Below are 25,176 nucleotides of genomic sequence, written 5' to 3'. Positions count from 1 at the left end.
ATGTGCAGTACTCTTGGCCCTATCAACGTCCCCGGTAGAGGGGCAAGCTTTGAATCTTGCGTGTAAACCATCGTTCCAGAGCCTTTGGGCTCATCAGTGAGGTTTACCATGCGTATCACTTCGCAACTCATCTGCCAGGCCGCCGACCTACTTAACGGCTTTGTTGGTTTCAATCGTAAGACAGGCCAGCACATTGTCCGTTTTAGCGAGGATTCTTTCGGCATGGATGTCGCCGACGACAACATTACTCCGACCAGCGAATTTGTCTGGCAGGTCAATGGCGCCGAGACCATGACCCTCAAACGTGAGCTGATTCAGCTGCTGCTGGATCAAAATATCGATGATCGCCTGAATATCACCGAACCCCTGCGGGTCTATATGCAGCGCCAGGACGTGCCCGAGATTTCGGCCGAGCGTCGCTGTATCCGTTGAGTCGAACTGCCTGGCCCTGTTGCTAAACCGGGCCATTGCCCAGGACTGACTCAGGCAGGGTGTCTGCTGCGCCAACGCTGATTTTGTTGCGCCCCGTATTCTTTGCGATATACAGCGCTTTATCGGCCTCGTTCAGCCACATGCTGGCGTGGAGGAATTCGGGGCGGCAAGTGGCCAGGCCGATGCTCAGGCTAACGCACAGCCCGGGTTCGTCGGTGTGTTGATAATTAGCAAATACATGGCGCAGGCGCTCCATGATTTCCTGGGCCTGCTCCAGGGTGCGATTGGGCAGGATGACGCAGAACTCATCACCGCCGTACCTGCCAGCGAGATCTTCAGTGCGCAAATTGTCCTTGAGTTCCTTGCTGAGCTGGCGCAACACACTGTCGCCGACAATATGGCCGTAGGTGTCGTTGATCTGCTTGAAGTGGTCGATATCAATCAGCGCCAGAGTCGCCGGAGAATGCCGCTCCAGGCTCTGCTGGAAACTGAGCTGCAGCAGGTCTTTCCATGAGCCGTGATTAAGCAGGCCGGTCAGGCTGTCGGTACGGCTGAGGGTACTCAGGGCGCGTTTATGCTCTGCCAGGGTGATTGCCAGCCCATAACTGACCATGCCTACAGCGAAAGGGTAAAGGATCAGCACCGGCACGCAGGCATAGACTTGCAGGCTGGTGGTATGGGGCGTAAACGCAAAGCCGAACAGCAGCACGGCCACCAGGGCACCCGCCAACTGCGCCAGCGCACCCCGGGCCAGCAGCTTTGGCCCACCTGCGGCCACGTTGTGCATCGTCATCATCGACACAATGATGACGGTCGGCAGCGGGTTGAACTCGATAGCTGCTGCCCAAAATCCTCCGCACAGGGAATCAAGCAAAATATTGCGACGTTCTGCCAGGTAGGGATAGGTTGCACGTGATGACAATTGATAGGCCAGATGAGGCCATGCGAACGCATTAATCAGCAGCAGTAGCCACACCCATATGGATCTGTCGAGGGGGTAGAGGGCGGCCATTAGCCCGATACTGCCAAACCCTGAACCAATCACTCGCGGCGCATAAATACGCTTGGCGAACGACAACCCTTTGCCTCTTTTATTGTCCATGGCTATCTGCGCAAGATGTTCGGCCTGAGTTTCTGACGACGGTACTGCACGGCTGATTGTTGGCTTGCTCGGTTAGTCATGTCGAGAATACATCGCACAGATTCCGAAAATTTTGAAACTGCCGTGGGGACTAGATTAGCTTATTAAGCCAAGGGCAAGCGTCGGCGCAGGCAGCGACGACTGCAAACAGAGCATTAATCACTTTTGACTGGAGCCTTCAAGCCATGGCACTCGACTCAAGCAGTGCAGAGGGCCCCAAGCCCGCTGAGCGTCATCAAGGTGCATTTCAAAATACGGGCGTCAGGCCGTCCTCCAGTCTGGGTAAAACCTTGGGCATTTTTTGGCGGATGATATTTCAGAAACCTGCGAGCACTCGCCCAACCGGTGTGATTGCGGTCAAGCCGCTGACCCGTGAACAACTGGCTGAGGCCGCGGACTTCAGTGTGTACCGGCTGGGTCATTCAACCTTGCTGCTCAAGCTCAAAGGCAAATACTGGCTGACCGATCCGGTTTATGCCGAACGTGCCTCGCCGTTCCAGTGGGCTGGCCCAAAGCGTTTTCATGCGCCCCCCATCAGCCTTGATGAGCTTCCACCGTTGGAAGCGGTGATTCTTTCCCACAATCATTACGACCATCTGGACCAGAAAACTGTCGTGCAACTGGCTGCCAAAACGGAGCAGTTTCTGGCGCCGCTGGGTGTCGGCGACTTGCTGGTCAAATGGGGCGTGCCTGCCAGTAAAGTTCAGCAACTGGATTGGTGGCAGGACACCTGGCTTGCAGGCATCCGTTTTGTCGCTACCCCATCACAGCACTTTTCGGGGCGCGGGCTGTTTGATCACAACCAGACCCTTTGGGCTTCCTGGGTGATGATCATTGATGATGTGCGAATTTTCTTCAGTGGTGACTCGGGCTATTTTGACGGTTTCAAGCAGATCGGAGAGCAGTTCGGCCCCTTTGATCTGACCCTGATGGAGACAGGGGCATACAACGTGGATTGGCCCCATGTGCATATGCAACCGGAGCACAGCCTGCAGGCACATATTGATCTCAACGGGCGGTGGTTGCTGCCGATTCACAATGGCACCTTTGACCTGGCTTTCCATGCCTGGTCCGAGCCATTTGACCGCATTGTGGCGCTGGCAGCGCAGCGCGATGTGCTCATTACAACGCCACAAATGGGTGAGGCGTTCAATCTGCTAACGCCTCACCCGGGCCATGCCTGGTGGCTGGAGGTGGAAACCCCAGGGCAGTAGGGTCGTATTTCACTCTATCAGGGCAAAATCTTCGCGGCCCATCGGGTCTGGCGTTGTGCCGCGAACATTGCCCCCGCGACCGGGGCTAAACCCGGGGAAGAACACCAGGCCTTGCGCCTCAAGGCTGTAGGCCAGGGCCAGCCGGGTAACGTCGCGCACGGGGGCTTGTGCCTCGAAGCGTTCAATTGCCGTAACTGAAACCCCTGATTGCTCGCTCAGCTGCTCGCGATCCCAGCCCAGCATTTCACGCGCTTGCGCGCAATGCAGCGGGGTAAATTGATTGATGACGATGCGTTCAAACGTACTGCGCGTGGCTGAATGGGGCATGGGGATTCTCCAGGGCGGATTCAGTGCTTGAAAATATACTGTGTTTTTATACAGTTATTTTATCTCTGGGACAAATTCATTTTTTGATCAGTGCCGAGCGGCGGAATCTGCTGGGAGGATGCTTTTTTACGGGCTTTTGCGTGGGGGGCAAGGGTCGAAAATTTCGATAATAGGATGTGTGTAGTTTTGTCTGTGCGGAAAAATCGGCGCGTTGATCGCCTCATCTCGCTAGACCAATTCGCGGACTTTACTTCGTAGATATCGGAAACGTCCTAACTCTTTTATTTCAATCAAGCCCGAGACTTACCTCCATTCAGGGAGATTCCGCCGTTTGTGCCTGCGAGTTAGTCCCTTTACCAGATTAACGGTGTATGGATGGAAGTCAGCATGTCGGTATCTCACTTCGGGTTGAGGTTGTTATCTTTGGTTCTGCTCGGCCCCTTGGCGGGTCAGGCTTATGCCACGCAAGCGTCATTGCCTAAACCGGGTGATCTGGATCTGATTCGCGATCGTCAGGAGCGCCTGCTCGAAGAACAACGGCGCCGGCTGGAAGAGCTTCAGGAGCTTCCCGGCAAGCAGATTTCTCCTGGGGTTCCAGTTCAGGCAGCCGATAGTCGTTGTTTTCCCATACAAGAGATCCAGCTCAAAGGCGCCGACAGCCTGTCCGCCAACGAGCGTGACACCATGTTCCAGCCCTATATCGGGCAGTGTCTGGGCGTGTCCCAGCTCAACGAACTACTCAAGGTCATCACCAACCACTACATCGACAGGGGGCTGGTGACCACTCGCGCTTACTTGCCACAACAGGACTTGTCCCAGGGTCATCTGCAAATGCTGGTGGTTGAGGGCAAGCTCGAAAGCTTGAAGGGCGCCGACAACAGCAAACTATCCCGTCGCGAATTAACCATGAGTTTTCCCGGTCAGGCCGGTAGCCGGCTCAGTCTGCGGGAAGTCGAGCAGGCGATTGATCAGCTCAACCGCTTGCCATCCAATCAGGCGCAAATGGAGTTGGCCCCGGGCAATGAAGTGGGCAGCAGCGCGGTGGTGGTAAAAAACAATCCGCAAAAGCCGTGGCGCGTCAGCCTGGCGCGTAACAACGACGGCCAGAAAAGCACTGGGGAGCAACAGTGGGGTACCGGCTTTGAGTGGGACAGCCCGCTAGGCCTGGCTGATCAATTGGTTATGCGCGGTGGCCATGATGCGAGTAGTGATAACCAGAAATCTTCGAAGAACTCGATGCTTTACTACAACCTGCCGTGGGGCTGGTGGAACTTCGCTTATACCTACAGCCAGAGCGATTACCGCTCGGTGGCCCAAGCCAACACCTTTGATTTCAAGCAATCCGGTGAAAGTACAAACCATCAACTGCGTGCCGAGCGGGTGATCCATCGCGACGCGATGAGTAAAACCTCGCTCAATACCGGTCTGGCGCATATGCGCTCCAATAACTATGTACGCGATACGCGACTGCGCAACAGCAGTCACCGGCTCAGCGAATTCCAGTTTGGCATCAACCATGGTCGGCGTATCGCGAGTTCCTTCGTCAATCTGGATGTCGGCCTGCAAAAGGGCATCGGTGCCTTTGATGCCCAAGGGAGTCACAGCTCTAAACCGGGCACGCTAAACGCCCGCTATCGCAAATACACCGCGACCATCAGCTATTTGCAGCCATTCAAGCTATGGGGCGAGTCCCTCAGTTTTACCAGTATGGCTACCGGCCAACGCAGTGAGGATGCGCTGTTCAGTCCGCAACGGATAAGCCTGGGCGGTTCAGCCTCGGTGCGTGGCTACAAGAACCAACAACTTTCGGGTGACAGCGGTGGTTATTGGCGCAACGACCTGCGCTGGTCGCGCCCGGTAACCCTGGACTGGCTGCGCCCGGTATTGACCGATTACGGCACCACCCTGGGCTACGACCAGGGCGTGATTCGTCACGGCCGCTACAACCGTGAGGCCAGTGGCCGAGTCTCCAGCAACTCGCTGGAGCTGTTTGCCCGTGGCCGTAACTTCAGTACCAGCGTGACCTTTGCCCGCTCCCTGGAACGACCGGATGTGCTCACCGAGCGCGAAGCTCCGATCTACTTTCGGATGGATTTTTTCCTGTAATTCAACGTTTTGTTGTATCGAGAAAATGACATGGATGATCGACATTTAGCCTTTTTGGCTCGCCAGCCTTCAGCTGCCCTGCAACCCCGGGAATCCTTTTGGGGAATGCCCAAACGTGTGCTGGCCTTTATTTTGGCCAATGCGATTTTCTGGCAACCACTGTTGGTGCAGGCCGAAGGCATCGTAGTCAGCGGTCCAGGCACAAGCCTGGGAGCGGCGGGCAATGGTGTACCCATCGTCAATATTGCAGCACCCAACGGCAGTGGCTTGTCGCACAACCAGTTCAGTGACTACAACGTCGGGGCCAATGGCCTGATTCTCAACAACGGGGTCGACCGTACACATTCAACCCAGCTGGGCGGGATCATCCTTGGCAACCCGAACCTGCATGGCAATGCTGCCAACATCATCCTCAATGAAGTAAACGGCAGCAGCCCCAGCCAGTTGCGCGGCTACGCCGAGGTAGCGGGACAATCGGCCAAGGTCATCGTGGCCAACCCGTACGGCATTACCTGTAATGGCTGCGGTTTTATCAACACTCCTAGCGTCACTTTGAGCACGGGCAAACCAGTCTTTGATGATGGTCGTCTGGATCGTTATCAGGTCGATGGCGGCACGGTGACCATCGATGGTCAGGGCTTGAACGCCAGCAATGTCGACCGCTTCGACATGATCACCCGCTCGGCGAAGATCAACGCCCAGATCAATGCGCGCAATTTGACGGTGATTGCCGGTCGTAACGACGTCAATGCCCGGACACTGCATGCCACTGCGCGTACGGATGACGGCAGTGCCAAGCCGCAATTGGCCATTGACTCTAGCGCCTTGGGCGGCATGTACGCAGGTGCCATCAGGCTGGTGGGCACTGAAGCGGGAGTAGGGGTCAAGCTGGACGGTAGGTTGGCGGCCAGTGGCGGGGATATTCTGCTTGATGCCAATGGGCATTTGAGCATGGCTCAGGCCACGGCTGGCGCTGACTTCAACGTTAAAGCTGTGAGCCTAGATGCCCTAGGGGCGGTCTATGCTGGCACCACATTGGATATGCAGGTTCAAGGCAACATCACCATTCGTAAAAATCTCGTGGCCCGCGACAGCATCAAGCTCTCCAGCGGCGCACAGTTGACCAATCACGGCGTCATCGAAGCCGGGGTCGATTCAGAAAATTCACGCAACACGGCTGGCGATGTGCAAATCAAAGCACAGGCACTGATTAACTCAGACGCCAGCATTGTCGCCAGCCGCAAACTGACGGTTAACGCCCAAACCCTGAACAATCAAGGCGGCACACTGAGTGCCAAACAGATCGCCAGCATCCGCGCAGACACTCTGGATAACCAGAACAAGGGACGGGTACTGAGTAGCGGTGATCTCGACCTCAAAGCCGATCGGTTGCTTAACAGCAAGGGGCTGGTTTCAGCCAGCAGCGTCGACGCCCGGGTTGGCAGCCTGGATAACCGCAATGGCATGCTCAGTAGCCTGGGTGCGCTGGGTTTGAGCGTTGACCGCAAAATGCAAAACCAGAGTGGTATGGTGGTGGCTGATGGGAGTGCACATGTCACCGCCGCCAGCCTCAATAACAGCAGCGGTCAGATTTCCAGCAAACAGAACCTCAAGATCAAGGCGCAGGAGCTCAACAACCGCAATGGTCAACTGATTGGCCAAGGTGTTGTGCATCTTATCAGTGACACCCTGGACAATCGCCAGGGCGGTCTGGTCGGCGGTACTCGAGGGGTGCTGCTTGATGTGGCAGATATCAACAACCGCGGCGGCGAGGTGACGAGCCTGGCCAGCGTAACGTTGACCGGTAAGCGTCTGGACAACAGGGAGGGCAGGCTCTCCAGTCAAAAGGACAGCAGGCTTGCTTTCAGTGCAGGTATAGAAAATAGTCAGGGCCTGATCAGCTCTGAAGGTTTGTTGAGCATTTCGGCGGGGACTCTTGTTAACAGTCTGGGCAAGTTGTCCAGTAGTGACCAACTCAGTGTCACCACTGATGGCGCCCTGGATAACCGAGGGGGAAGTGTAGATACAAATGCCGGTCTCGACGTGCGCAGCGCCAGCCTCGACAACAGCGCAAAGGGCACCTTGAGTGCCCGGCAAGCGCTACAGATCAACACCGGCGCACTGGATAACCAGAGCGGCGGCATCAACACGGCAGGCGATCTCACTATCACGGCGGGCCAGTTGGACAACCGTGAGGGCAGCATCGTTAGCGCCAAAGCCCTGACAGCTAGCGTCACTGGTTTGGATCAGCAGGGAGGGCAACTTACCAGCAAAACCGTACTCACCCTGGACCTCAAATACGGTCAGTTAAACAACCAGAGCGGCCTGATCAACGGACCGCTGCTGGTAATGAAAAACCTCAAGGGCGTCAATAACCAGGGTGGCGAAATCTCCAGTCGCCAAGGTTTTACCTTGACGGCGGATAACCTCGATAACAGCAATGGCCAACTTCTGAGTGATGGCGCGCTGTCCCTGCGCATTGCTCAGGCCCTCACCAATATCAAAGGCCTGATCGCCGCAGCGACGATGGATGGGCGAGCGGCAAACCTCGACAACAACTCCGGTTCCCTGACCAGTCTTGGCGATCTGCAACTGGATGTTCAGGGCCTGTTGAGCAACCGGGACCAGGGGCTTATCGAAGCGGGCAATACACTGACCATCAACAGTGGAGAGCTGAACAACCATAATGGTTCGTTGCTGGGCAAGGCCATCGCACTGGACTTCGGTACGGCAACGGGCGATCTGAACAATTCCGGCGGCCTGATCACTACCAAGGGTCCCTTGCTCCTAAAGAATCTGCGAGACCTGAACAACCGTGGCGGCGAAATTTCCACCACGCAAACCCTAAACCTGAGTGGTCGCAACCTCGATAACAGTACCGGCAAGCTGATCAGCAATAACCTGTTGGACATCAATGGCCACGGCCTGCTTAACCAGGGTGGGCTGATCTCTGGCTGGCAGGGCTTGAGTCTCACCGGCGCAACGCTCGACAACCGCAACAGCGGCAAGCTGTCGAGCCTTTATGGCAACCTTGACGCACACCTCAGCTCCAGCCTTCTTAACAGCGGCGCAGGTGTTCTGGTCAGCCAAAAAAAACTGACCGTTACAGCGGCTGATCTGGATAACAGTGGCAAGGGCAATATAACCAGTGCTGACGCCCAAACCCTTAACGTCAGCGGTTTACTGAACAACGCCCAAGGCGGTGTAATCGACAGTGGCGCGACTCTGGACCTGAGCGCGCATGACCTCGACAACAGTGCTGGCAGTATCAATAGCGCCATTGCCACAACCCTCGACCTGCCGGGCACCTTGACCAATACCCGCGGCAAGCTGTCCAGCGGCGGCCCGATGCTGATCCAGGGATCGACGCAGATAGACAACCAAGGTGGTGAACTGGTCAGCCGGAGCTTGCTGACCCTGTTGACTGCTGGCCTGGACAACCGTAACCGCGGCACAGTTGCGGCAGATGGCAGGTTGGACATCAGCGCCAGTGGCCTGGTGCAAAACAGCAATGACGGCCTGATCTACAGCCAGGACGCCGACCTGAGGCTTACCGCGAACAGTCTGGACAACGTCAAGGGCAAGGTGCAAAGCAAGACCAGCCTGCATCTGGACATTGCTGACGATTTCGATAATCAGGGCGGAAAATTGATTGCTCAAAACGGCGACCTGAAGCTTAAGGTCGCCAACCTGGACAATCGTGCAGGCGAACTCGCCAGCCTCAAGGGAGCCCTCGATGCTCGCGTAGTCGGCGTACTGCGTAACGGTTTCGCAGGTGTTATCCAAGGCCAGCGTTTGAACCTGAACGCGGACAGTATCGATAACGTCGGCGGCCGCATCTACGCACAAACGGGGGATGCTTTCATTACCACCGGCGTTTTAGATAATCGCGACGGTAGTCTTTTCGCCAAGAGCTTGTTGGAAGTTACCGCAAACTCCTTCGATAACAGCGGCGAGGCAGGCGGGCGTGTGGCTGCGCAACAAGTCAACTTCGATCTGATCGGCACTCTGAACAACCAAAAAGGCATTATTGAAAGTGCCAGCCTCCTCAATGTCAGCGCTGCCAGTGTAGATAACCGGGCAGGGCAACTGCGTACCCTGGGTAATAGCGGAAATACCCTGTTTCAGATTGGCGGGCTGCTGGACAACCGCAATGGCACCCTTGAGAGCGCCAACACTGACTTGACGTTGCTCGCGGGCAGCTTCCAGAACGCTGGCGGCAATGTATTGCATTCAGGCAGTGGCACCTTCGCCATCGATCCGTCGCTCCTCGACAACGTGGGTGGCAGTCTGGTGAGCCGCGGCGGCTTGACCCTAAAACAGGATACCTGGACCAATAGCAGCGTGATTCAGGCCGCACGCATGACAGTCAACGTCAATAGTCTGAATCAAACTGTCAGCGGCCAGTTGCTCGCATCCGACCGTTTTGCCGGCACTGGCGGGAACTGGTCCAACGACGGCTTGCTCGCCAGTGACGGTAATCTGAGCCTCGACCTCGTTGGCACTTACTCGGCCAGTGGCCGAGTAAGCAGCCTTGGAACCCTGGACCTTGGCGCCGCGCACATGAACCTCCACGAAGCCGCCACCCTGGCCGGTGGCGGTGATACCTGGGTCACTGTGGCGGGGCAGTTGAACAACGCTGGGCGCCTGACCTCTGCGACCGACCTGAGCCTGAGTGCCGATGATGTAGTCAACTCCGGCACTCTGGGAGCGGGGAGCAAGCTGACACTCGATGCCGACACACTGCTCAACCGCGATGGCCTGATTTTTAGCGGCGCCGACATGCAGTTGCTGGCTTCAAGTTTCACTAATGCCTATGCACAGGTCTATGCCTTGGGCGATGTACTGATCGCCAGGGACGTGGGCCAGACTAAAGCAGATTTGCTGGATAACCGTTCGGGCAATATCGAGAGCGCGAAGAAGCTCACCATCAGCGCCATGACGGTCAATAATGTCAGGGATGTGCTGGAGTACTCGGCCCATGAAAAAAGCTTGGTGACCATTACCGAACTTGATTGCAATGCAATACCCATTGCGGGCTGCGACTTCCGCAGTGGTGGCCGTCGAAACGGGCTGTGGCGAATTGATGAAATCGACAGCCTGAAGATTATCCGCAGCACCCTTGCGTCCATGTTGAGCAGTGGCGCGGATCTTGAAATCAACGCCGGGATACTGAATAACCACAGCAGCACTATCGCCGCCGCAGGTAACCTCACCGCCAACGCGGACACCATCAACAACCTGGGCGTGCAAGGGCAGGAGATCAAAACCACCCGCACTTACTGGAACTATGTCACACAGATCTTCGCGGCCGTTCCAGCGGCGGCAAACTTTAATGCCAAGAACAGCCCCACACCTTCGGCCACAGTCGAAGCAGATCTGAGCCACTTTATTGGCCTGTTGGGCGGCGGCAAACTCTCGCACACCACCAGTACCCGGAACATCGAAGGACAGTCCTACGATGCCGTCATCCAGGCCGGCGGCAGCGTCGACCTCAATGCCAAGCAGAGCATCAACAACAGCGTTGTACGGCCTCACTACGCCTACGTTGCTGCCGGCCACACTCCAACCGAAACGGGCGCGGGGAGTGGCTACTCAACGCCGATTCAGATCAACTCCCAATTGCCGCCAGATATGGCACAACAGCAAGTCAACCCGGTGGGGCTACCCGGTTTCAGTTTGCCTGAAGGGCAGAACGGCTTGTTCCGTCTGAGTGCACAAGACAGCAGCACTCCGAGCACTGATGGTCCGCAGAGCTGGGCCCTGGGAGGCTCCAGCGTCGCCACGGCAGATCGCTCGCCAACCACACCGATAGATCTCGGGGCTATAGCCAACTCTGCAATCCCGGCCGACGCCCAGACCATCAATCGCGTACAAGGCCTGCCTGATGCAAGCAGTGCATCTCGCCCGCACAAGTACCTGATCGAAACCAACCCGGCACTGACCAACCTCAAGCAATTTATGGGCTCGGACTACCTGCTGTCGAAGTTGGGTTACGACCCGGACCAAAGCCAGAAACGCCTGGGGGACGGTTTCTATGAACAACGCCTGATCCAGCAGGCTGTCACCGCCCGCACTGGGCAGCGCTTTATCGACGGCCAAACCAGCGATGCGGCGACGTTCAAATACCTGATGGACAACGCGATCGCCAGCAAGCAGGCTCTCAACCTGTCCGTGGGCATCGCCCTCACAAGCGAACAGGTCGCGGCCCTGACCCACGATATCGTTTGGCTCGAAAACACCACGATCAACGACGAACAAGTACTGGTACCGGTCTTGTACCTGGCCCAGGCCAACAAGCGGCTCGCTCCCAATGGCGCATTGATTGCCGGTCACGACGTCAAGCTGATCGCCGGTAAAGACCTCAACAACCTAGGCACCCTGCGAACCACCGAAAATCTCTTAGCCAGTGCGGGCAACAACCTTGCAAACAGTGGCCTGATCGATGCCGGTAACCGCCTCGACCTGTTGGCGGGTAACAACCTTACCAGCAAGACAGGCGGCATTATTGCCGGGCGCGATATAAGCCTGACGGCGACCGGAGGTGATGTACTCAACGAGCGCACCGTCACCAGCCATAACAGCAGCAACGGCTACCGTACCGAACGCACTGATTTTGTGGACAACGCCGCCCGCATCGAAGCGGCGAAAAATCTGTCCCTGCAAGCCGGGCGCGACGTCAACAGCGTCGGTAGCCTGATCAAAAGTGGCGCAGATACCACCATCAAGGCGGGTCGTGACGTCAACCTTGTTGCCTCAGAACAGCGCAACAGCCAGGTTGCAGGCACGCTGTCCCGTGGCGACAGCACCGCTCAATACGGCTCGGTCGTCGAGGCGGGCCGCGACTTCAAGATCGTTGCAGCGCGAGACATCAGCGCCATCGCCAGCCAAATCGATGCTGCCCGCGACATCGCCATGGCCGCAAGCGGTGACCTGACCCTGGCTTCGGCGGCGAACGAACAACACAGCTCGCTCAATACTAAAAAAGTCAAAACCCGGGACGATCATGTCAGCCAGGTATCGACCACGGTTAAGGCCGCTGGCAGCGTGACCTTGAGCGCGGGCCAGGATTTGGCATTGATCGCCAGCCGGGTCGAGGCGGGGAGTGAGGCTTATTTGGTGGCGGGTGGGAGTCTCGAACTTAAGTCCGCAGAGGAACAGGACTACAGCTTCTACAGCAAGACCAAAAAAAGCTCGTCCGGTAAATCCTTTCGCCTTAACGAAACCGATACTCACACCAATGTAGGCAGTCTGGTTAGCTCGGGTGGTAACAGTACCTTGGTGGCCGGTGACGATATGCTGTTGCAAGGCAGCGCGGTAAATGCCGAGAAAGGTGCTGTCAAATTGATGGCGGGAAGCGATATCCAGATCCTTGCCGTCAGTGACTCCAGCAGTGCACGTCACGAGAGCATTAAAAGCAAAAGCAGTTGGGGGGGGCTGAGCTCAAGCAAGGTCAAGGATAAGATCAGTGAAACCAGCACCACAGCAGTAGGAAGTATGGTTTCGGGTGACACGGTGAGCGTGGCTGCCGGGCAAGACGTCAAAGTAACAGGCTCGGGGCTGGTCAGTACCGATGATCTTGTTGTTCAAGCCGGGCGTGATCTGAGCGTTGATGCAGCCGTAAATACGTTCTCTCGAACCGAGATGCACAAGAAGAAAAATCGCGACCTGACAGGCGTGCTGACCGCAAACAACTTTGGGCTGGATGACATTACCGGTAACCAGCACCTGTCCATCAGTAGTCAAATGCACAACGGTTCAGCTCAGGAGATGACCCTGACAGGCAGCACCATTGGTTCCAGCACTGGCAACGTAGCATTAGTCGCCGGGCGAGAACTGACGGTGATAGCCAGCGATGTGGTCAGCACCCAAGACATGAGCCTGAGCGGTTCCAACGTCACCATCGCGGCGGCTACCGAAACTGCGCATCAGACCACCAAAGACAGCTCCAGGAGCTTGGCCGTTGGCCGGGTAGTGGGTGGCATGGCGGTCGATACGGTCAACAGTATTCGTAACGACATAAAGGCTTCGCAGGAGGCTGACGGCAGTCGTCTCAAAGCGGTCAAAGGTGCGCAAGCGTTGCTCTCGGCTTATAACGCGGTCAACAACACGAATGCCAGCGCGGCTAACGTATCGGAAGGAAAGCCTGCCAACAGTGGCGGCTCAGTGATTAAAATCGGCACTGAACTGGCATCAACGAACAAGAAAAGTAGCAGCGAGTACAACGCCGAAACGGTCAAGCAATCAACCCTAAACAGTGGCGGCAGTCTGGCAATTGTTGCAACGGGCACCGCGCCAGACACTACGGGCGATATTCACGTCATTGGCAGCAGTATCAAGGCCGCTGACACCCTGTTAATGGCGGAGAATGGCATCACCCTGGAAAGCGCCCAAGAGCGGAAAAATTGGGACAACAAGAGTAATAACAACAAAACCAGTATTGGTGCCAGTTTTAATATCGGTGAGCAATTTGGTTTCACCCTCGACCTCGGTGCACAAGTTGCCAAGGGCATGGGTAAAGGTCATGCAGTCAGCCAGGTCAACAGTACGGTCGATACTGGGCTTCTCGTGCTCAAAAGCGGTCAGGATACTACTCTGGCTGGCGCTCAAGTGCGGGCAGATGCCATTAAGGCTGATATTGCTGGCAGCTTGAACATGGCCTCACGTCAGGACGAAGCCAGCCAGAAGAACAAGCGAACCAGCGCCGGCATGGGCGCCAGCATCTGTGTTCCACCGTTCTGTGTAGGCACCCCTGTTTCGGGCTCCGCCAATATTGCTGGCAGCAAAATGAATAGCAATTATCAGGCCGTGATCGATCAAACGGGCTTGAGGGCGGGCCAAGGCGGCTACGACATCAATGTCGGAAAAACTACCGCGCTTCAAGGCGCTGTAATTGCCAGCTATGCAACGGCAGACAAAAACCATCTCAGCACTGATCGCCTGTTTGTCAGTGACATCAAAAGCAAAAGCGAAATAACAAGCCAGACCGGGAATTTGAGCTATTCCGGGGCCATGGAAGGAGGTGGAGTGGATGCCCGCTCGGGCGCTGGCGGCGCGATGCCGGTGCTGCTCAAAGACTCCGACAAGAGCAAAACCCAAAGCGCCATCAGCGAAGGCACAATCACCGTACGCAACCCTGATGGCGCCAATGATCTGGTAGGGCTGAACCGCGACACCGCCAACGCTAATCAGCATCTGGATCGGCCTGATGAAAAGGCCATGCAAGAGCGCATAGACGTGATCCAGAGCTCGGCGCAGCTGTCCAGCAGCATGATTAATACCGTGGCGAAGGCCAAGGCCTACGCGGCAACCAAACTGGCCACTGAAGCGACGACCCCAGAGCAAAAGCAAGCGGCTGCAATTGCCCTGGATGATGCCAAGAGTTGGCTGGTCGGCGGCGATGAACGGTTGATGGCCGATATTGCATCGGGCCTCATCGCTGCAGGCCTGGGGGGGGCGACGGGTGGCACCGCTGTTGGGGTTGTTGCGAACGTATCATCCAGTGAGATTTTCAAAAAAATCGGTGATTTCGCTACTGCGCAAAGAGATAAGTCCTTTGACAGTGCAGTCAAGGCAGCCTGGGATGAAGGCGGAGCGGCGCGCATTTTGCTGCATGCATTGGCGGGTGCCGCAATCGGTTTATCGAGCGGCAGTGCGCAAAACGGAGTGTTGGGGGCTGGAGCATCAGCAGCGTTGATGCCGTCCATTGACCAAGCACTAGCTGGCAGCGGGATGTCGAAATCGGAACGAGATGCTGTTGCCTCGTTGATTGCGAGCGGCATTGGAGCTGCGGCTGGATCGGGTAATGACGCTGGCGGGGCGGTTGTGGGTGGAGGGACTGGATTTGGTGTTGAGGCCTTTAACCGACAGTTGCATAAGCAACAAGAAATTCCAGTTCTGGAGAAAAAAGCTGGCGAGCTGGATAACACTTTAGGTAAGCCAGGTTCCAGTGCGCGTTGGATAGATCTGTTGATGATCGCCGCGGGAGGTTCTGTTGATGCTGCTGACGAAGCACGTTTAAACAGTTTGGTCTTGCAGTCCCAAGGGAATGACCCTGAGTCCCGACGTTTAATGGAAGAATTGGACGTTGCAAAAGGCATTATTGATCAGCTGGCGGCACAGAAAATTCCTCTGAAATGGAACGATGGAAGTCAGATTGTAGCGAATGGCGATAAGGTCTTTGCATTTAACGCAACAGAAAAACAGTTCAATGACTCCACGTTATTCAGTTCATCGATCTCACATGGTCAAGGAACAGTTTATGACCAATGGCGTCAGTACGGGCAGGACAAAACCAGCGAGCATTCGAAAGAAATTGGCCAGTTGTCCAGTGCTGAGTCTAATGTAAGGGCTGCTGCTCAGCGGTTGTCTGATTTAGCCAGTAAAGGAATTTTGACGGTTTCACCCGAGCTCGATGCTGCTATGCTGCTGATGCCAGCAGGTAAGGGCGCTAAGGCTGTTGTTGAGACGGTTCTGGAGAAGATAGCCGCTGGGAAGGCTTCTGCAGTTGTTGGGGCAAAAGATGTAGTCTCTAAAATCAATGTGAATGATCTAAGGTTAACTAAAACCGTCGAAAATCATTTGAGAGATTTAAACAAGGCTGGCGACAGGGTAAGGCCATATGGGGATTCAAGGGCATTGATGCAAGAAATAATGAGCGCTAAACCTCCTCTGTCAGATCCGCGAGGCGTTCCTGGCGCATTACGTTGGGATGTTCAGGGAGAAATGAATGGTAGTAAAGGGAGTTATGAGCTTGTTGTGGATCCAAAAACCAATACTGTATTGCACTTTCTATTTAAGAGTGCTTCAAAATGAAATTTATTTTCTCTGAGAACGACGAGTTTTTATGCGGAGACTTGGTTTATCGGGAATCCGAGTATTCGATAGACTTCACGTGTTCATCGTCAAAACAATTAGAATTTAAGACGGGTGATCAAGGTTGTATGTCTTTGACGGCTGGGACTTTACAGCTTGAAGTCGGTGTTGAGTCTAGAGAGATACTTTACCCTTGGGGTTTTTTCCCTATAATGAATATTGAGGCTAGAGCTATAGATGTTCCTATTTCCAAAGGGGGAAGCATCATCGTTGATCCCGAAGGGTTTGATTTGATTGAAGGTGTTTCTTGGGATATTCCCGGTTCAAACTCGTGGAAGATTATTCGAGAACAAGATGGGGGGTGGATATATATAGGTCCTGATAAAGTTTTGTTTGATAAGGGCTCTTATGTTGAGTTTGCTAGTGGCGCTATACTAGGGCTCAAGGATGGTGATATTTCATGTATTTTCATAAGGCCGAGATTTATTCGGGAGTAAACGTGATAAATTGTAAGCGATCCATCACCTACACATTCAAAGCGGCCATTTGAAGCCTGATGCTGTGCTCCCGACTTACCTAAAGAGCCAGTCGTTATGATGCGTCCCGATACTAAAGTTGAAAAAGTGTACCTCTATCCCAAGCCCGTAGACTTTCGAAAATCGATCGACGGCCTCACCGCTCTGGTCGAACTGGATATCTAAGTCGCTGTGTTCGATCCGGTGCTTTTCGTGTTCCTCAACATCTGTTTGGCCGTGTCACTAGTAACTCCCATAATACCGCTCGTTCAAATCAATTTGCGGTCGAAGTGAAGAGACTTGGTGTTCCAGATAATGCCGCTGGTCGTCAGATGCTGACTGATCATTTGACCCTTTCTACCAAAGCTGACAGCAATGTGATAAACACTTTCTCCAATCAGTACGGTAAATTTGAGGTCAGAGAGTCGTTGTTTATAGGGCTATCGGACAAGGCTGCTAATTTTCAGAGCACATTTCAGGTTCTTGATGACGGAACTCGTAAACTTAGCACAGTCATACCGCTTCATTGAGGATGTCGTAATGGAATTTCCAAGTACAAGTGATTTTTTGGAAGAGTTTGGTATCGAGCCTGTTGAGATTGATCCAACCTTAGCTCTATGTCGCTATACAAAGAAGTCAAAAAATAGTGAGCTTGAGGTTGATATTTCTTTTAGTGCCGTGATGAGGTCGTTCCAGGTCGTGCTGAGGCTTTCAATGCAAGAGTTGGCAGTTGTTTCATCGGAAAACGTCAAGTCTATTGAGTTGGTACGGGATAGTTCGGGCGCTGGAGTTCATGTTGTATTTGATTTTTTTGAGTCAATTTCGGAGGCTCGGGTGATATTTGAACCTGAGATCAGCTGTCGATGGTGGACATTGCGTAACGTATAAGACGGTGCAAAAAGAGTGTCGGGTTCGACTCTGACGAGGGACGAACTTATCTTGTGCTTGTCTTGAGGGGCTAAGATCACGCCAGGAAGTGTAGTTGATGTCCGTAGGTTGTCAGACGGCCGAACCGTCTGGTTGGAAAAGGGTACTGGTGCCGCCGGATTGCAACACATCTACAAGCGACACTAAGTTGACTTTGTCAATAAAGGCATCTCACGTAGTGATATTCACACTGTGGTAATGAGCGCTCTTGAAAGTAGATAGGTTGTCGGTACTATTGGTTCGGCTAATGTTTATCGCATCAAGTACAATGGTGTTGAGCAAAATATTGCAGTTGGGGTAGGCTCAAACGGCTTCGTGGTTAGAGCTAATCCGGTCAGTCCTTGGAAGCCATTGCTATGATCAGGTTAAGACTAACGAGTGAATATTTGGCTGGGCCAATATTCTGCCCTGATCCGGATAGAATGGGGCGCGTTGACATTGAAGACTCACCCCTCTCTCAAGAGTTGATGGCGAAATTAGTAAGTGGGACGGTGAGTGCCAAGCGACGTTCAACAGCGACTACCCTCCCGATTCTGGTTTTACCACTCATGAGGTTGAGCTTCGGCATATAGCCGAAGGAGTGCAACTGGTGAGATCGATACAATAAGAGCTAGGGGGTAGTTATATGATTGAGTATTACCCTGGTCGATAGTTAGTTGGTGCAAAAGGCAGTGGGGCTGCTGTAGATGGCGCAATCAAGGTATAGTATAGCCAGGCTCAAGACAAATAGATACGTCGTGGAGTGCAAGCACTAATAATGTAGTTCGATGGAAGGTGTTGAGCATATATTTCATCGCCATGGACCTCGCTCAAGATTTATGAGTGTTAGTAAGTTTTCGCAAGGAACATCCGTTTAAGATATCTCTAGTTATGTTGATGGTGCACTGAGATATGGGAGGGTAACTCCTAATGGCCTAGGTGGGCACGTTACTCAGTACAGCGCTGGTAAGGTGGTTGGAACAAACGTCTCGGATGCTCCAATATCGACAATCAAAATAAATGTTCGGGAAGGTGTGATTCAGACTGCATTACCTTACTGATTAGGGATAGTTATGAGTAGTGACGGCGCACTAATAAAACGATTTGTCGTCCAAGAGTTGGATGACAGCGTTCGCTCTATTTTGAAAGATACCTTTGATGAGCGGATGTGCTCAAAGAGCGTTTAGCTAAGGGGGGGCGAGTTGAATGGCTTTGACGTTTCTTTGAGCCTTGAAAAAGGCATCGTCACATTGCAAGATGTTATTTTCTCTGGAGAGAGTAGCTTTCTTGATATACCAATATTTGATTTTATCTCTGCTTGCGGTTTGAATGTCTCTTGTTAATTGTAGAAGCCTAGACGTAATCTGATACCGGGCTAGCGCCGGTGTTTTTGCCCCCATTTTGCCCCCGCCCCCCCCTGACGACCTACGGTCTATCTGTTCAATACGCCCTTTTTCAGCATAAATTTTCGCGCCTTAGCAGGCTAGCCCGAAGATTAGGTAAGTAGAGAAAATTCTTAGCTGAAATCAGAAATATCCTAAATATTTTTTCTTAAAAAAAACTGAAACTTGATCTCGTTCAGGGGCATTCAGACGCTATTGCCTGCGAGTAAATCCCATATCTAGATTTACGAGTAGTGGGATGGCGTCAGCATGTCTTCCCGGGATGGACCTAACAGAAGATCTGAAAAGGGTTTTTCTGTGGTTCGATGACGCTTTTTTGAATGCTCCCCATTATCTGAAGTAATGGTATCGGAACAAATGATACAATCCATAAATAGGCCGATAATCGGGCCCCATCAACTTCTTTACCTGCTGTACGGCGACAAGGAGGTTTATCGGCTTGAAGCGAAGTTCAGTATTTTGTCGGCATTACGCCACAGAAAGAATTTGGCTGATTTTACGATCACACTGATGACAGACCAGCCAGAAGCATTTGACGGCTGGCCAATCACAGTGCTCTCTTTGAGTGAGGAGACGCTGGGTATTTGGCAGGGTGCAGGCGGGTATTCTCATCGACGTAAAGCTTGTGCGATCCAGACAGGCGTCGCGCTTGCCTGTAAAACCATTTTTATTGATACCGATACGGTTTTTTTCAAAGACCCTGCTTTGCTGTTTCAGCGAGTCACTGATGACCAGTTTTTAATGGATGAGTTTGAGCTGAGTTGGGCTCAAGCCTCTCGGCGCGCGTGGTATCGTCCGCTTGTTACACTTCTTGATGCTGAATTTATAGCCCCTGCACCTGCGTTGAGACTGTTCAATAGTGGAGTTTGCGGGATGACAAACGCCAACGGTCATATTGTCGAAGGCGCAATCAGTTTGATTGATCAATGGGCTCATCTGGGTGCAAGAATCCTTACAATTGAGCAAATCGCCTTGTCGTTTATGCTCTACGGTCGAAGAGTCGTCGAGGCCAATGATTGCCTCAATCATTACTACGCCGTAAAGCGCTATCACCATGCAATGTACCGTGCGTTTTTCCATGAGCAGGGCGAAGGCTATCGCGATGATTTGCCAGAGGCTTCATTCGCTGTTCCTGACCGTCTTCCAAGAAACCCGCTGCGCGATCGCTTGCGGTTGAAATGGAAATTCATGCGGCAAGGTGCTGTACCGCGCAAGGCTGCAAAATTCTATCTGTTGGGTAAGCGGGCCAATCGATGCCCCTACCTTGAGACTTGCAAGTTGCTTTGGTGGGCGGTAGCAGTGGAGGAACTCAAGCGTCTGGAGGCTGCTGACAAGTCCTGCAAAATACTGGCTGAGCTGTGGCAGGAAGATACCGAGTTCTTGAGTTTTATAAAAAACAACTGAACATACAGAGGCACAAAAAAAGGGCCAACATAGTTGGCCCTTTTTTACGTTCTGCGTATGGCTTGACTCAAGCCGCGCGTATCAATCCCAGCTCAGCGCGCCGCCGGTCTGGTATTCAATAACCCGCGTTTCGAAGAAGTTTTTCTCTTTCTTCAAGTCCATGATTTCGCTCATCCATGGGAACGGGTTGGTGGTGCCCGGGTATTCTTCTTTCAGGCCGATTTGCGACAGGCGGCGGTTGGCGATGAACTTGAGGTAGTCCTCCATCATTGCCGCGTTCATGCCCAGTACGCCGCGTGGCATGGTGTCACGCGCGTATTCGATTTCCAGCTGGGTGCCTTGCAGGATCATCTGCGAAGCTTCTTCCTTCATTTCAGCGTCCCACAAGTGCGGGTTTTCGATCTTGATCTGGTTGATCACGTCGATGCCGAAGTTCAGGTGCATGGATTCGTCGCGCAGGATGTACTGGAACTGCTCGGCAACACCGGTCATTTTGTTGCGACGGCCCATCGACAGGATCTGGGTGAAGCCGCAGTAGAAGAAGATGCCTTCCAGAACGCAGTAGTAGGCGATCAGGTTGCGCAGCAGTTCCTTGTCGGTTTCGACAGTACCGGTCTCGAACTTAGGATCAGAGATCGAACGGGTGTATTTCAGGCCCCAGGTGGCTTTTTTGGCAACCGACGGGATCTCGTGGTACATGTTGAAGATCTCGCCTTCATCCATGGCCAGCGATTCGATGCAGTACTGGTAGGCGTGGGTGTGGATCGCCTCTTCGAAGGCCTGGCGCAGGATGTACTGGCGGCACTCCGGGTTGGTGATCAGGCGGTAAACAGCCAGTACCAGGTTGTTGGCGACCAGGGAGTCGGCAGTCGAGAAGAAGCCCAGGTTGCGCATCACGATGCGGCGTTCGTCGTCGGTCAGGCCTTCCGGGTTTTTCCAGAGGGCGATGTCGGCGGTCATGTTGACTTCTTGCGGCATCCAGTGGTTTGCGCAACCGTCCAGGTATTTCTGCCACGCCCAGTCGTACTTGAACGGCACGAGCTGGTTGAGGTCGGCGCGGCAGTTGATCATCATCTTTTCGTCAACCGCAACACGGGCGGAAGCGCCTTCGAGTTCGGCCAGACCTTCAGCGATGTCGAGGTTGTCCAGCGCGGCCTTGGCGCGAATGATCGCAGCCGAGTCGGTAGCCGTGACTGCACGGGCTTCCTGGGCAGCTACGCCGCCAGCTGCGTCGAGGCGGTCCATGTTGGCTTCGGTTGCGTGGCCTGCGTTGGCGCCTTTAACAGCGACTTCGCCTTCGTCTTCTTTGTCGAATTCGTCCCAGCTCAGCATGACGTGTCGTCTCCTGCGTGAGGGCCAGATGCCCGTGTGAAAACACTGATGGTTTGGTTTTTACACGGCCATAGGCCACTTGGATCTAAGAAATGTTGCTTGCAGTAGCGTTGTGCTCACGCAAAAACATGAATGTGTACGTTGGCTTGTACCGCTGTCGCTCAGGGGAGGAGGTCGTGCCTGCACTCACCCTGGGCCTTGAGGCCGTAGCAGCGTGGTTTTATCGCCCGCGAAGGGGATATGCCAAGCCTTTTTGATGGCCGCAGTATAAGGCTTTTGCACAAGGTATTTCAGCCAGTTTTTTTTCAGGGGATGCGACGAAACGCCCTAAATTGGTCCTGGGCTTAGGCATGGCTGCGGCTGAGCGAGGGTTTGCCGGGGCAGAAGTTTTTTTGTCATGGGTCGGGGCGACCAAATGACCTGTGGCATGAGCGGGGATTTGATGCAAGGCAGACCACGCCCGGAAGATACCGGGCGTCAGGTCGAGGCGGTGTTAGCTGAGGCGATGGCCGTTGGTGCGGTCATAACCGTCTTCGGCAAAACTGGCGGAGCGGGTGCTGTCGTAGCCGTCTTCGGCAAAACTGGCAGAGCGGGTGCTGTCGTAGCCATCTTCGGCAAAGTTGGCCGAGCGGGTACTGTTGTAGCCATCTTCAGTAAATGTGGCGGTGTGGGTGCGGTCATAACCGTCGGCGGCAAAGGCCGAACTGGCCAGGACGGAAAAACTCAAAGCCACAATCAATGAACGTTTCATTAAATAATTCCCGAGCGATACAAGCGCAGGCGGGCAACTTTTCAACGTTATATAAGTCAGGTTGGAAGTTGCAATTAAGCGCCGCGTTGGTTCGCTTAAATAAGTGAGTTGATTAAAGCTGGAATAAATCGCCGGTCGTTAATCAGCCGTTGGAGCAGCCGTTGCCCATCACGCGGTATTCAAGGGTGTGCTGCTTGCCTTGCGAGTCTTCGTAGACCATCTGGGCCGGTACCACTTCGCAGACGCTGGGGATTTCGCTCATGGAAATGACTTTGGCGATATCCAGTTCGGACGAGTAGGAATACTGTTCTACGGCAGGTTGCGAGTGCGCAGCGGGTGTGTTCACTTCATCAGCCATGGCGGTCAGACACACACTGCTCAGGGCCAGAACTAACAACGCTTTCATTTCAGATTTACCTGTTTTCGGTCGAGTGGGGTCACACAGCCCTTGTGAGGCTGTGTGTGAAACTGAGTATTTAAGAGCGACTAAACTTGCCTTCGTGGGGGCTGTAACTTGGGTTAATCGCGGTGCCTTGGTTGGCGAGATGAATTTTAGGCCTGTGCCGTGCGGGCATATAGAGGGGGTTTTGATAAAGACTGTTGACAGTTTCTGCAACAATCGTCGAAAACAGGGCTCATTTCTGACGTTTGCAAGGTGCATGGCAAGCAGCAAATCGCTGTAAGTACTGTGCTTGAGCCTTGCGCAGAAAAACCACGAGTTTTCTGCGTGTTTCTTACTACCAACGTCGAATGGAACTCACGGCTTGGCCCGGCTAAAACAGGGTCATAAAACAACAACTACAAGCATTGAGGTATGAAACATGAGTGCCGCTTCCCTGTATCCCGTACGCCCTGAAGTCGCTGCCAATACGCTGACCGACGAGGCGACCTACAAGGCGATGTACCAGCAGTCCGTCGTCAACCCGGATGGCTTCTGGCGCGAACAAGCAAAGCGTCTCGACTGGATCAAGCCTTTCACTACCGTCAAGCAGACGTCTTTCGACGACCATCATGTTGATATCAAGTGGTTCGCGGACGGCACCCTCAACGTTTCCTACAACTGCCTGGACCGCCACCTTGCCGAACGCGGCGAGCAGGTAGCGATCATTTGGGAAGGGGATGACCCTTCCGAGCAACGCAACATTACCTACCGTGAACTGCACGAAGAAGTGTGCAAACTGGCCAACGCCTTGCGTGGTCAGGATGTGCACCGGGGTGACGTTGTCACTATTTATATGCCGATGGTGCCCGAGGCTGTGGTCGCCATGCTGGCATGTACCCGGATCGGTGCCATTCACTCGGTGGTGTTCGGCGGGTTCTCGCCAGAGGCGCTGGCGGGCAGGATCATCGACTGCAAATCCAAGGTGGTGATCACCGCCGATGAAGGCTTGCGCGGCGGCAAGCGTACCGCGCTCAAGGCCAATGTCGATGTGGCCTTGACCAACCCGGATACCTCAAGCGTACAGAAGATCATCGTGTTCAAGCGCACCGGCGGCGACATTGCCTGGTACAAGCACCGCGATATCTGGTACCACGACCTGATGGCCGTAGCCTCGACTCACTGTGCGCCTAAAGAAATGGGCGCTGAAGAAGCCCTGTTCATCCTTTATACCTCCGGCTCTACCGGCAAGCCCAAGGGTGTGCAGCACACCACCGGCGGTTACCTGCTCTATGCCGCGTTGACCCACGAACGCGTGTTCGATTACCGCCCGGGCGAGGTGTACTGGTGCACGGCGGACGTCGGCTGGGTGACCGGTCACACGTATATCGTCTACGGACCGTTGGCCAACGGCGCGACCACCGTGCTGTTCGAGGGCGTGCCGAACTACCCGGACATTACCCGGGTGTCGAAAATCGTCGACAAGCACAAGGTCAATATTCTCTACACCGCGCCTACAGCCATTCGCGCCATGATGGCCGAAGGTCAGGCGGCGGTTAAGGATGCCGATGGTTCCAGCCTGCGCCTGCTGGGTTCGGTGGGCGAGCCGATCAACCCCGAGGCCTGGAACTGGTACTACACAACCGTTGGCAAGGAACGCTGCCCGATTGTGGATACCTGGTGGCAGACCGAAACCGGCGCTTGCATGATGAGCCCGCTGCCGGGTGCGCATGCACTCAAGCCTGGCTCTGCGGCGCGTCCGTTCTTTGGTGTGGTACCGGGGCTGGTGGATAACCTGGGCAACCTTATAGAGGGGGCGGCTGAAGGTAACCTGGTGATTCTCGACTCGTGGCCGGGCCAGGCGCGGACCCTGTACGGCGATCATGACCGTTTCGTCGACACCTACTTCAAGACCTTCCGTGGCATGTACTTCACCGGTGACGGCGCGCGCCGTGACGAAGACGGTTACTACTGGATCACCGGCCGTGTGGATGACGTGCTCAACGTGTCCGGTCACCGGATGGGTACCGCGGAAATCGAGAGCGCGATGGTGGCCCACCCCAAAGTCGCTGAAGCTGCAGTGGTCGGTGTGCCGCATGACATCAAGGGGCAGGGGATTTATGTCTATGTCACCCTCAACGGTGGCGAAGAGCCAAGTGAGGTGTTGCGCCTTGAGCTGAAAAACTGGGTGCGCAAGGAGATTGGTCCAATCGCCTCGCCGGATGTTATCCAGTGGGCGCCGGGCCTGCCGAAAACCCGTTCGGGCAAGATCATGCGCCGTATCCTGCGCAAGATTGCCACCGGCGAGTACGATGGCCTGGGCGATATCTCTACCCTGGCTGACCCGGGTGTGGTGCAGCACTTGATCGATACCCATAAAGGCATGAAAGTCGCATAAGGCGTTCTGAGCGTCATCGAGCCCCGTCCGGTGTTACCTGGCGGGGCTTTTTT

Annotated in this window: 13 protein-coding genes; 8 read left to right on the top strand and 5 right to left on the bottom strand. The window is 54.4% G+C overall.

The features are described from left to right. Nucleotides 1-108: 108 nt before the first annotated feature. The gene (locus tag AB3G35_RS20755; RefSeq protein WP_169883405.1) at nucleotides 109-432 is read left to right on the top strand and encodes a DUF2025 family protein; all 324 of its coding nucleotides are present in this window, start codon (nucleotides 109-111) and stop codon (nucleotides 430-432) included. Nucleotides 433-454: 22 nt separating this feature from the next. Here AB3G35_RS20755 and AB3G35_RS20750 read toward each other — a convergent pair whose 3' ends face one another. Beyond that, nucleotides 455-1,534 (bottom strand): diguanylate cyclase, encoded by a 1,080-nt coding sequence (locus AB3G35_RS20750; protein ID WP_029611561.1) that lies wholly within the window; start codon nucleotides 1,532-1,534, stop codon nucleotides 455-457. Between the two features lie 224 nt (nucleotides 1,535-1,758). Between AB3G35_RS20750 and AB3G35_RS20745 the strand changes: the two genes are divergently transcribed. After that, complete coding sequence (locus tag AB3G35_RS20745) at nucleotides 1,759-2,787, top strand: MBL fold metallo-hydrolase (protein WP_369782045.1); 1,029 nt, start codon at nucleotides 1,759-1,761, stop codon at nucleotides 2,785-2,787. A 9-nt stretch (nucleotides 2,788-2,796) separates the two neighbouring features. Here AB3G35_RS20745 and AB3G35_RS20740 read toward each other — a convergent pair whose 3' ends face one another. Next, a complete protein-coding gene (locus tag AB3G35_RS20740; RefSeq protein ID WP_106117148.1) occupies nucleotides 2,797-3,114 on the bottom strand; it encodes a helix-turn-helix transcriptional regulator in 318 nt (105 codons plus the stop codon). A gap of 387 nt (nucleotides 3,115-3,501) precedes the next feature. On the opposite strand from AB3G35_RS20740, the gene AB3G35_RS20735 reads away from it, so the two are divergent. The 5 genes from AB3G35_RS20735 (at nucleotide 3,502) to AB3G35_RS20715 (ending at nucleotide 20,263) form a co-directional block, all read left to right on the top strand. Continuing rightward, nucleotides 3,502-5,220: a ShlB/FhaC/HecB family hemolysin secretion/activation protein gene (locus AB3G35_RS20735; RefSeq protein WP_203304259.1), complete on the top strand. Its 1,719-nt coding sequence runs from the start codon at nucleotides 3,502-3,504 to the stop codon at nucleotides 5,218-5,220. 30 nt (nucleotides 5,221-5,250) lie between these two features. Continuing rightward, nucleotides 5,251-16,035, top strand: a complete 10,785-nt coding sequence (locus AB3G35_RS20730; RefSeq protein WP_369782044.1) for a hemagglutinin repeat-containing protein — start codon at nucleotides 5,251-5,253, stop codon at nucleotides 16,033-16,035. Beyond that, entirely contained in the window at nucleotides 16,032-16,532 is a 501-nt protein-coding gene (locus tag AB3G35_RS20725) for a hypothetical protein (RefSeq protein WP_106117145.1), read from the top strand. Before AB3G35_RS20730 ends, AB3G35_RS20725 begins: the two co-directional genes overlap by 4 nt. Nucleotides 16,533-17,090: 558 nt before the next feature. Continuing rightward, a complete protein-coding gene (locus AB3G35_RS20720; RefSeq protein WP_106117143.1) occupies nucleotides 17,091-17,438 on the top strand; it encodes a hypothetical protein in 348 nt (115 codons plus the stop codon). Between the two features lie 1,778 nt (nucleotides 17,439-19,216). Continuing rightward, nucleotides 19,217-20,263: a hypothetical protein gene (locus AB3G35_RS20715; protein WP_369782043.1), complete on the top strand. Its 1,047-nt coding sequence runs from the start codon at nucleotides 19,217-19,219 to the stop codon at nucleotides 20,261-20,263. A gap of 81 nt (nucleotides 20,264-20,344) precedes the next feature. Here AB3G35_RS20715 and AB3G35_RS20710 read toward each other — a convergent pair whose 3' ends face one another. From AB3G35_RS20710 to AB3G35_RS20700, 3 genes are all read right to left on the bottom strand, one after another. Further along, a complete protein-coding gene (locus AB3G35_RS20710) occupies nucleotides 20,345-21,595 on the bottom strand; it encodes a ribonucleotide-diphosphate reductase subunit beta (RefSeq protein WP_016782118.1) in 1,251 nt (416 codons plus the stop codon). A 493-nt stretch (nucleotides 21,596-22,088) separates the two neighbouring features. Continuing rightward, on the bottom strand, nucleotides 22,089-22,346 hold the full coding sequence (locus tag AB3G35_RS20705) for a heme utilization protein (protein WP_086798396.1): 258 nt from the start codon (nucleotides 22,344-22,346) through the stop codon (nucleotides 22,089-22,091). A 142-nt stretch (nucleotides 22,347-22,488) separates the two neighbouring features. Then, nucleotides 22,489-22,752 (bottom strand): DUF2790 domain-containing protein, encoded by a 264-nt coding sequence (locus AB3G35_RS20700; RefSeq protein ID WP_016782120.1) that lies wholly within the window; start codon nucleotides 22,750-22,752, stop codon nucleotides 22,489-22,491. A gap of 415 nt (nucleotides 22,753-23,167) precedes the next feature. On the opposite strand from AB3G35_RS20700, the gene acs reads away from it, so the two are divergent. Beyond that, a complete protein-coding gene (gene acs / locus AB3G35_RS20695) occupies nucleotides 23,168-25,123 on the top strand; it encodes an acetate--CoA ligase (protein ID WP_369782042.1) in 1,956 nt (651 codons plus the stop codon). Nucleotides 25,124-25,176 lie beyond the last annotated feature (53 nt).

The sequence above is a fragment of the Pseudomonas sp. WC2401 genome, from assembly GCF_041200115.1.
Lineage (GTDB): Bacteria > Pseudomonadota > Gammaproteobacteria > Pseudomonadales > Pseudomonadaceae > Aquipseudomonas > Aquipseudomonas fragi.
Note: the sequence above shows the minus strand (reverse complement) of the source record. Positions and strands in the feature narration are given on the sequence as shown.

Bases quoted from the DNA above. Each gene is read 5' to 3' on its own strand.
- AB3G35_RS20755 (WP_169883405.1), top strand. From the start codon at position 109: ATGCGTATCACTTCGCAACTCATCTGCCAGGCCGCCGACCTACTTAAC.
- AB3G35_RS20750 (WP_029611561.1), bottom strand. From the start codon at position 1,534: ATGGACAATAAAAGAGGCAAAGGGTTGTCGTTCGCCAAGCGTATTTAT.
- AB3G35_RS20745 (WP_369782045.1), top strand. From the start codon at position 1,759: ATGGCACTCGACTCAAGCAGTGCAGAGGGCCCCAAGCCCGCTGAGCGT.
- AB3G35_RS20740 (WP_106117148.1), bottom strand. From the start codon at position 3,114: ATGCCCCATTCAGCCACGCGCAGTACGTTTGAACGCATCGTCATCAAT.
- AB3G35_RS20735 (WP_203304259.1), top strand. From the start codon at position 3,502: ATGTCGGTATCTCACTTCGGGTTGAGGTTGTTATCTTTGGTTCTGCTC.
- AB3G35_RS20730 (WP_369782044.1), top strand. From the start codon at position 5,251: ATGGATGATCGACATTTAGCCTTTTTGGCTCGCCAGCCTTCAGCTGCC.
- AB3G35_RS20725 (WP_106117145.1), top strand. From the start codon at position 16,032: ATGAAATTTATTTTCTCTGAGAACGACGAGTTTTTATGCGGAGACTTG.
- AB3G35_RS20720 (WP_106117143.1), top strand. From the start codon at position 17,091: ATGGAATTTCCAAGTACAAGTGATTTTTTGGAAGAGTTTGGTATCGAG.
- AB3G35_RS20715 (WP_369782043.1), top strand. From the start codon at position 19,217: ATGATACAATCCATAAATAGGCCGATAATCGGGCCCCATCAACTTCTT.
- AB3G35_RS20710 (WP_016782118.1), bottom strand. From the start codon at position 21,595: ATGCTGAGCTGGGACGAATTCGACAAAGAAGACGAAGGCGAAGTCGCT.
- AB3G35_RS20705 (WP_086798396.1), bottom strand. From the start codon at position 22,346: ATGAAACGTTCATTGATTGTGGCTTTGAGTTTTTCCGTCCTGGCCAGT.
- AB3G35_RS20700 (WP_016782120.1), bottom strand. From the start codon at position 22,752: ATGAAAGCGTTGTTAGTTCTGGCCCTGAGCAGTGTGTGTCTGACCGCC.
- acs (WP_369782042.1), top strand. From the start codon at position 23,168: ATGAGTGCCGCTTCCCTGTATCCCGTACGCCCTGAAGTCGCTGCCAAT.